This window comes from Clostridia bacterium, assembly GCA_028698525.1.
GTDB lineage: Bacteria > Bacillota > Clostridia > JAQVDB01 > JAQVDB01 > JAQVDB01.
This window is the reverse complement of sequence record JAQVDB010000086.1, coordinates 1-6,622: the sequence shown is the minus strand read 5'-3', so window position 1 is coordinate 6,622 and position 6,622 is coordinate 1. Positions and strand designations below refer to the sequence as shown.

The window sequence follows — 6,622 nt, the reverse complement described above, 5'->3', positions numbered from 1 at the left end:
TTGAAGTGTCTAAACCTCCAGAATAAGCTAAAATTACTTTTTCCTTATCAGCCATATAAATACCTCCTAATATCAATTACCTAATAATTATATAATAATATGCATAATTATACAACATACATTTTATCAAAGAATGTGTTATAATTGCTCATAAAGATGATATGCTTGATTTATCATGGAATAGTATAACATATAAATAATATTTCATGCATCTAATAAAGGAATGGTGAAATTGTATCTATGAGGATATTAGGAATAGACCCTGGTATAGCTATAATGGGGTACGGCGTAATTGACAATATAGGGAACAGGTTTAATGTAATAGATTATGGGGCCATATGTACCAGTTCAGACAGCAAAATGCCTGATAGGTTGGTTATTCTATACAATGATTTGAAAGAGATAATAGAAGAGTATCAGCCTGAGGATGTGGCTGTAGAGGAGTTGTTTTTTAACAAAAACATAAAAACGGCTTTAACTGTGGGGCATGCAAGGGGTGTAGCTATATTGGCCGCCGCAAATATGGGTAAAAATATCTATGAATATACACCACTGCAAGTTAAACAGGCTGTAGTGGGTTATGGAAGAGCTAAAAAACAACAAGTGCAGGAAATGACTAAAATTTTGCTGAATTTACCGGAGGTGCCTAAACCTGATGATGTAGCAGATGCGCTGGCTGTAGCCATATGTCACTGCCATTCAGTTGATTTTAATAATTTGATAAATAAAAATGTATAGGAGATATATATGTTTGCATATATAAATGGTAAATTAGAGGTAATAAATGATGACAATGTTGTTGTAGATGTGAATGGAATAGGTTATAGGATATTTGTTTCTTCCTATTCATTATCGAGAATAGGTAAAATAGGTGAGCAGATTAAACTTTATACATATCTGCATGTGAAGGAAGACGCGTTAACTGTGTTCGGATTTTCAAGTAAACAAGAATTGATGTTGTTTGAAAAGTTAATTTCAGTAAATAGGGTAGGTCCTAAAATTGCACTGAATTTTTTATCTACCTTATCCCCTGATCAAATAATAATGGCGATTACTTCAAATGATTTAAAAACGCTTACTAGTCTTCCAGGGGTAGGCAAGAAGACTGCACAGAGGATAATGCTTGAGTTGAAGGATAAGCTGGATATGATTGATTTGAATGATAACAATGCTTCAGGGCTAGAAAATGTTAATCAATCACATTGTCAAGAAGCTGTACAGGCTTTGGTAAATCTGGGTTATTCACAGAACGATGCTAGAAAAATGATTGATGATGTAAAAGAAGATTATCAAGATGTAGAGGATTTGATAAAAGCCGCGTTAAAGAGAAGCATATAGATGGGGGTAGATTGTTTGGAAGAAAGACGTGAGAGTATAGTTGCAAGGCAAAAGACGGAATATGATATGGATGTTGAAAAAACTTTGAGGCCTAGGTCTTTAAGTGAATATATAGGTCAACAGACTACCAAGGAAAAATTAAAGATATTCATTCAGGCTGCTATAGAAAGAAATGAGCCTCTAGACCATGTATTGCTTTACGGGCCTCCGGGATTAGGTAAAACAACTTTGGCAAATATTATAGCTAATGAGTTAGGTGTAAGCATCAGGGTGACATCCGGACCTGCTATTGAAAGACCTGGTGATCTTGCTGCTATTTTGACTAACTTAAGTGAAAATGATGTATTATTTATTGATGAAATACACAGATTAAATAGAAGTGTAGAAGAGATACTATATCCGGCTATGGAAGATTATGCCCTTGATATTATCATAGGTAAAGGACCCAGTGCTAGATCGGTGAGGCTGGATCTTCCTAGATTCACGCTTATTGGGGCAACTACAAGGGCAGGCATGTTGACCTCTCCTTTAAGGGATAGATTTGGTGTCATAAGCAGGTTGGATTTATATACCCAAAAGGAACTCACACAGATCATACTAAGATCAGCCAGTATATTGGATGTATATATAGATCGTGAAGGGGCCGGGGAGTTGGCAGGTCGCTCAAGGGGAACGCCTAGGATAGCTAACAGATTGCTCAAAAGAACAAGAGATTACGCTCAGGTAAAAGCTGATGGATTGATTAAAAAAGATATAGTCATAAAAGCGCTGGAGTTGCTAGAAATCGATGAAATCGGTTTAGATTCTTTGGACAGAAGGGTGCTGCTGACTATAATAAACAAATTTAATGGAGGACCGGTAGGGTTGGATACTTTAGCTGCTTCGGTAGGAGAAGAAAACTCTACTATAGAAGATGTGTATGAACCATATTTGCTCCAAAAGGGCTTTATTCAAAGGACGCCTAGAGGAAGAGTTGCTACAAAGATTGCATATGACCATTTAAATATAAGTTTTAACGATAGTTAGCACAAGAGTTGGAGGGAGACAAGATGGGCTTTGAAAATTTAGGTAAGTTATTGATATCAATAGCTTTGGTTCTATTGGTAATTGGAGGAATCTTCATATTGATATCTAAAGTGGGAGTCCATAAACTGCCAGGGGATATATATATAAAAAGGGGTAATTTTACCTTTTATTTTCCTGTAGTTACTTGTATAGTGATAAGTATTATTATCAGTTTGATAGCACGTTTTTTACAAAACTTTAAATGATGGAGTTGACTGCAAGGGGGACTGTTTATTGAACAAAAAAGATTTTTTTTATCAACTGCCTGAGTCGCTTATTGCCCAGGTTCCTATAGACAAAAGAGAGATGTCTAGAATGATGGTGCTGGGGAGGAAAGATAAGAAGATTGAGCACAAAATATTTAAAGATATAGTGGAATACTTAGATGAAGGAGATTGTCTTGTTTTAAATGATACAAGGGTTATTCCGGCTAGATTGATAGGGCACAGGGAAGATACTCATGGTAAGATGGAATTTGTGCTTTTAAGAAGGATGGAAAGAGACAGATGGGAAGTACTTGTAAAGCCCGGGAAAAGAGCAAAAATAGGCAGTAAATTTATTTTTGGAGATGGCGATTTAAAGGCAAATGTTTTACAAAAAACTGATTCCGGCGGGAGAATTGTTGAGTTTTATTATTCTGGTGTATTCCAAGAGGTTCTGGAAAAGATAGGTCAGATGCCTTTGCCTCCTTATATCAAAAATAAGATTGAAGACCAAGAAAGATATCAAACTGTTTTTGCTAAGCATGAAGGATCAGCTGCTGCACCCACTGCCGGGTTGCACTTCACTAATTCTTTGCTTGAGGAAATAGCAAAAAAAGGTGCAAATATAGCCTATATTACTCTCCATGTGGGATTGGGCACATTCAGACCGGTAAAGGAGGAAAAAATTGAGGATCATATAATGCATTCCGAATATTTTAGCATACCAAAAACAACTGCTGAAATGGTAAATAGAACTAAGTTAAACGGTAAGAGAGTAATAGCTGTAGGAACAACAAGTGTTAGGACACTTGAAAGTGCTGCACAGGATGATGCAAAGATCAATCCAATTAGCGGTTGGACGGATATTTTTATATATCCAGGATATAGCTTTAAAATTGTAGACGCATTGATAACGAATTTTCATTTGCCCGAGTCCACCCTTCTGATGCTTGTGAGTGCCTTTGCTGGGAGAGAATTTGTGATGAATGCTTATAAGGAAGCTATACGTGAGAGGTATAGATTTTTTAGTTTTGGAGATGCCATGTTGGTATATTAGGGGTGAAAGCGATGACTGTAAAATATAATCTAATAAAAAAAAGCAAAAACACTGACGCGAGATTGGGAATATTGTCTACTCCACACGGAGAAATAAATACGCCAATTTTTATGCCTGTAGGTACTCAAGCCACTGTCAAAGCAATGACTCCGGAGGAATTGTATGACATAGAAACGGAGATTATTTTGAGCAATACATATCACTTGTATATTAGACCGGGACATGATATAGTGGAAGAAGCTGGTGGATTGCATGATTTTATGAACTGGAATAAACCAATATTGACTGATAGTGGTGGGTTTCAGATATTTAGCCTTGGCGAGTTGAGAGAGATAACTGATGATGGTGTTCATTTCAAATCTCACAGGGACGGATCAAGGCATTTTATCAGCCCTGAAAAGTCTATAGCGATACAAAATGCACTAGGGGCAGATATTATTATGGCTTTTGATGAATGTAGTCCTTATGGTTGTGGACGTTCATATGCAATAGAAGCCTTGGATAGAACTACTAGATGGGCAGCGAGATGTAAGAATGCTCATAAAAACACAGAAAAACAGTCTTTATTTGGAATAGTACAGGGCAATTTTTATAGTGATTTGAGAAAAAAGAGTGCTGAACAGATTACATCTATGGATTTCCCGGGATACGCTATAGGGGGGCTGAGTGTAGGTGAGCCTAAAGATTTGATGTATCAGATGCTGGAGTGCACTGTTCCGTATTTGCCTGAAGATAAACCGCGTTATTTGATGGGGGTTGGAAGTCCCGATTGTTTGGTAGAAGGAGTTTGCAGAGGGATAGATATGTTTGATTGTGTGCTTCCTACACGTATTGCAAGGAATGGGACTGTAATGACCAGCAGGGGCAAACTTGTCATTAGAAATGCAGAGTTCAAACGTGATTTTTCGAAACTGGATCCGGAATGTAATTGTTATACTTGCAGGAATTACAGCAGGGCATATATACGACATCTTTTTAATGTGAAAGAAATTTTGGGTGCCAGGCTTACGACAATTCATAATCTCTATTTTTTGATCAATTTGATGAATAATATTAGACAAGCGATAAGAGATGACAGTTTGCTGGATTTTAGAAATGAATTTTTCCAAAAATATTATGGAACAATATAGGTAAAACTAGTAAGTCTTATCTAATATTGAATAATAGCTAAATTACTTTTAATGGAGGTATGTCTATGGAACAATTAATGGCTTTCTTACCTTTTATAGTACTAATTGCCGTATTTTACTTTTTAATTATCAGACCTCAACAGAAAAGGGATAAGCAAATCAGGGAAATGCTTGCTGCCTTAAAAGTTGGCGATAACGTTACAACAATAGGTGGAATATTCGGTAAGATAATAAAGATCAAGGATGATGTAATAACTATAGAGGTTGGGTCAGATAAGGTCAACATCGTTATGGCAAGATGGGCTATAAAAAGCGTAGACAACGAATCAGATGATGAAGAATAAAAGAAATAACCGGTGGGTTATTTCTTTTTTTGTTCTAAATCGTCTTATTTTTACATAGATTAAAACTGAACAAAGAATTTTTTGGAGGGAATGCAATGAGTACACATATCAAAGGTGTTATTAATATATTAAGAGGTGCTCTTTTCGGTATCATATTGACAATTATAATGTTTTTGTTGTTGGCATTTATCATCAATATATCTCAGATGAATGAGACTGTTATCTCTCCTGCTGTGCAAATAATAAAAGTGGTTAGTCTAGCATTGACAGGTATATACGCTGCCAGAATATCTGGTTCTAAAGGTTGGCTGACAGGGGCATTAGCTGGAATACTATATATCATAATATCATTAATTATATGTCACTTATTAAAATATATTGATTTATTCTCCAGACCTTTGTATATAGAACTAATTTTTGGAGCTGTTATCGGCGCAATAGGGGGTATTATCGGTGTTAACATAAGAAGCGGAATTAAATAAATCATTGATAAAATCTAATATATATTGTAAAATGAGTGATAGAAACAAATGCAAGGAGGAATAGCCTTGAAACATATTAAAACAATAAACTCTCAGGACCTCAAGAAAACTGCAGTTTATGGGGGCTGTGGAGAGTGCCAGAATTCTTGCCAGTCTGCATGCAAAACTTCATGCACTGTGGCAAATCAAAAATGTGAGAAGAATTAAATTATAGCAGTAATATTAATATTACTGCTATAATTTTTTTAGTAAATACCGGATTGTATCGGAGGACGATAATATTGATTAGAGATTATAAAAATGTATTTCCAATTGTTCATCCTGCTTGTTATATTTCCGAAAGTAGCGAGATAATAGGTGATGTTACTATCGGTGAACGAAGTAGCATATGGCCAGGAGCTGTATTAAGGGGTGATTTGGACATAATAAGAATAGGAGCATACACAAACATTCAAGATGCGACAGTGATTCACGTTGATGAAAACATGAGTGTCCAAATAGGTAGCTATGTCACCATAGGCCATGGATGCATATTACATGGTTGTACTATAGATGATAATAGTTTGATCGGGATGGGCAGCATTATATTAAATGGAGCTAAAATTGGACAAGATGTAATTGTAGGGGCGGGTACTTTGATAACTTCAAATAAAGAAATACCTGACGGATCTCTTGTATTAGGAAGCCCGGGCAAAATAATCAGAAAGTTGACGGAACAGGAAATAATAGATATAAAAAATTCAGCATTGGATTATGCAAAACATGCATCAGAATATATATAATACAGTGACCAAGCTAGAATGGAGATTTATTACATCTTTTTATTTTTCGGTACTTATATTGATTATAGGACACATTGTATTACTTTGAGAAGCGGGATTAAGGCTGTATTGACTACAAAATGCAATAGTTATATAATAACAAGGTAAGTTGGAGCTAAAGGCGATTGTTTTAAGGGGGAGAAATATATATGGATAAAAAGAGTGTACTGAAGTTTATTGTA

The 6,622-nt window shown here is 35.7% G+C and carries 10 protein-coding genes; all 10 read left to right on the top strand.

The annotated features are described in order from the left end of the window. Positions 1-240 precede the first annotated feature (240 nt). The 10 genes from ruvC (at position 241) to PHP06_10080 (ending at position 6,401) form a co-directional block, all read left to right on the top strand. The gene (ruvC, locus tag PHP06_10125) at positions 241-738 is read left to right on the top strand and encodes a crossover junction endodeoxyribonuclease RuvC (protein MDD3840897.1); all 498 of its coding nucleotides are present in this window, start codon (positions 241-243) and stop codon (positions 736-738) included. A gap of 9 nt (positions 739-747) precedes the next feature. Beyond that, a complete protein-coding gene (gene ruvA, locus PHP06_10120) occupies positions 748-1,338 on the top strand; it encodes a Holliday junction branch migration protein RuvA (protein ID MDD3840896.1) in 591 nt (196 codons plus the stop codon). Between the two features lie 15 nt (positions 1,339-1,353). After that, the gene (gene ruvB, locus PHP06_10115) at positions 1,354-2,364 is read left to right on the top strand and encodes a Holliday junction branch migration DNA helicase RuvB (protein ID MDD3840895.1); all 1,011 of its coding nucleotides are present in this window, start codon (positions 1,354-1,356) and stop codon (positions 2,362-2,364) included. Between the two features lie 23 nt (positions 2,365-2,387). Next, positions 2,388-2,609 carry a DUF2905 domain-containing protein gene (locus PHP06_10110; protein ID MDD3840894.1) on the top strand — a complete coding sequence of 74 codons (222 nt, stop codon included), beginning with the start codon at positions 2,388-2,390 and terminating at the stop codon, positions 2,607-2,609. 28 nt (positions 2,610-2,637) lie between these two features. Continuing rightward, on the top strand, positions 2,638-3,663 hold the full coding sequence (gene queA, locus PHP06_10105; protein MDD3840893.1) for a tRNA preQ1(34) S-adenosylmethionine ribosyltransferase-isomerase QueA: 1,026 nt from the start codon (positions 2,638-2,640) through the stop codon (positions 3,661-3,663). 11 nt (positions 3,664-3,674) lie between these two features. Continuing rightward, on the top strand, positions 3,675-4,793 hold the full coding sequence (gene tgt / locus PHP06_10100) for a tRNA guanosine(34) transglycosylase Tgt (protein MDD3840892.1): 1,119 nt from the start codon (positions 3,675-3,677) through the stop codon (positions 4,791-4,793). 65 nt (positions 4,794-4,858) lie between these two features. Next, positions 4,859-5,137: a preprotein translocase subunit YajC gene (yajC, locus tag PHP06_10095; protein ID MDD3840891.1), complete on the top strand. Its 279-nt coding sequence runs from the start codon at positions 4,859-4,861 to the stop codon at positions 5,135-5,137. A 95-nt stretch (positions 5,138-5,232) separates the two neighbouring features. Next, positions 5,233-5,619, top strand: coding sequence for a TIGR04086 family membrane protein (locus tag PHP06_10090; GenBank protein ID MDD3840890.1), 387 nt, complete (start codon positions 5,233-5,235; stop codon positions 5,617-5,619). A 66-nt stretch (positions 5,620-5,685) separates the two neighbouring features. Beyond that, complete coding sequence (gene scfA / locus PHP06_10085; GenBank protein MDD3840889.1) at positions 5,686-5,826, top strand: six-cysteine ranthipeptide SCIFF; 141 nt, start codon at positions 5,686-5,688, stop codon at positions 5,824-5,826. A 74-nt stretch (positions 5,827-5,900) separates the two neighbouring features. Beyond that, entirely contained in the window at positions 5,901-6,401 is a 501-nt protein-coding gene (locus PHP06_10080; GenBank protein ID MDD3840888.1) for a gamma carbonic anhydrase family protein, read from the top strand. Positions 6,402-6,622 lie beyond the last annotated feature (221 nt).

Bases quoted from the DNA above. Each gene is read 5' to 3' on its own strand.
- tgt (MDD3840892.1), top strand. From the start codon at position 3,675: ATGACTGTAAAATATAATCTAATAAAAAAAAGCAAAAACACTGACGCG.
- PHP06_10090 (MDD3840890.1), top strand. From the start codon at position 5,233: ATGAGTACACATATCAAAGGTGTTATTAATATATTAAGAGGTGCTCTT.
- ruvC (MDD3840897.1), top strand. From the start codon at position 241: ATGAGGATATTAGGAATAGACCCTGGTATAGCTATAATGGGGTACGGC.
- PHP06_10110 (MDD3840894.1), top strand. From the start codon at position 2,388: ATGGGCTTTGAAAATTTAGGTAAGTTATTGATATCAATAGCTTTGGTT.
- yajC (MDD3840891.1), top strand. From the start codon at position 4,859: ATGGAACAATTAATGGCTTTCTTACCTTTTATAGTACTAATTGCCGTA.
- ruvA (MDD3840896.1), top strand. From the start codon at position 748: ATGTTTGCATATATAAATGGTAAATTAGAGGTAATAAATGATGACAAT.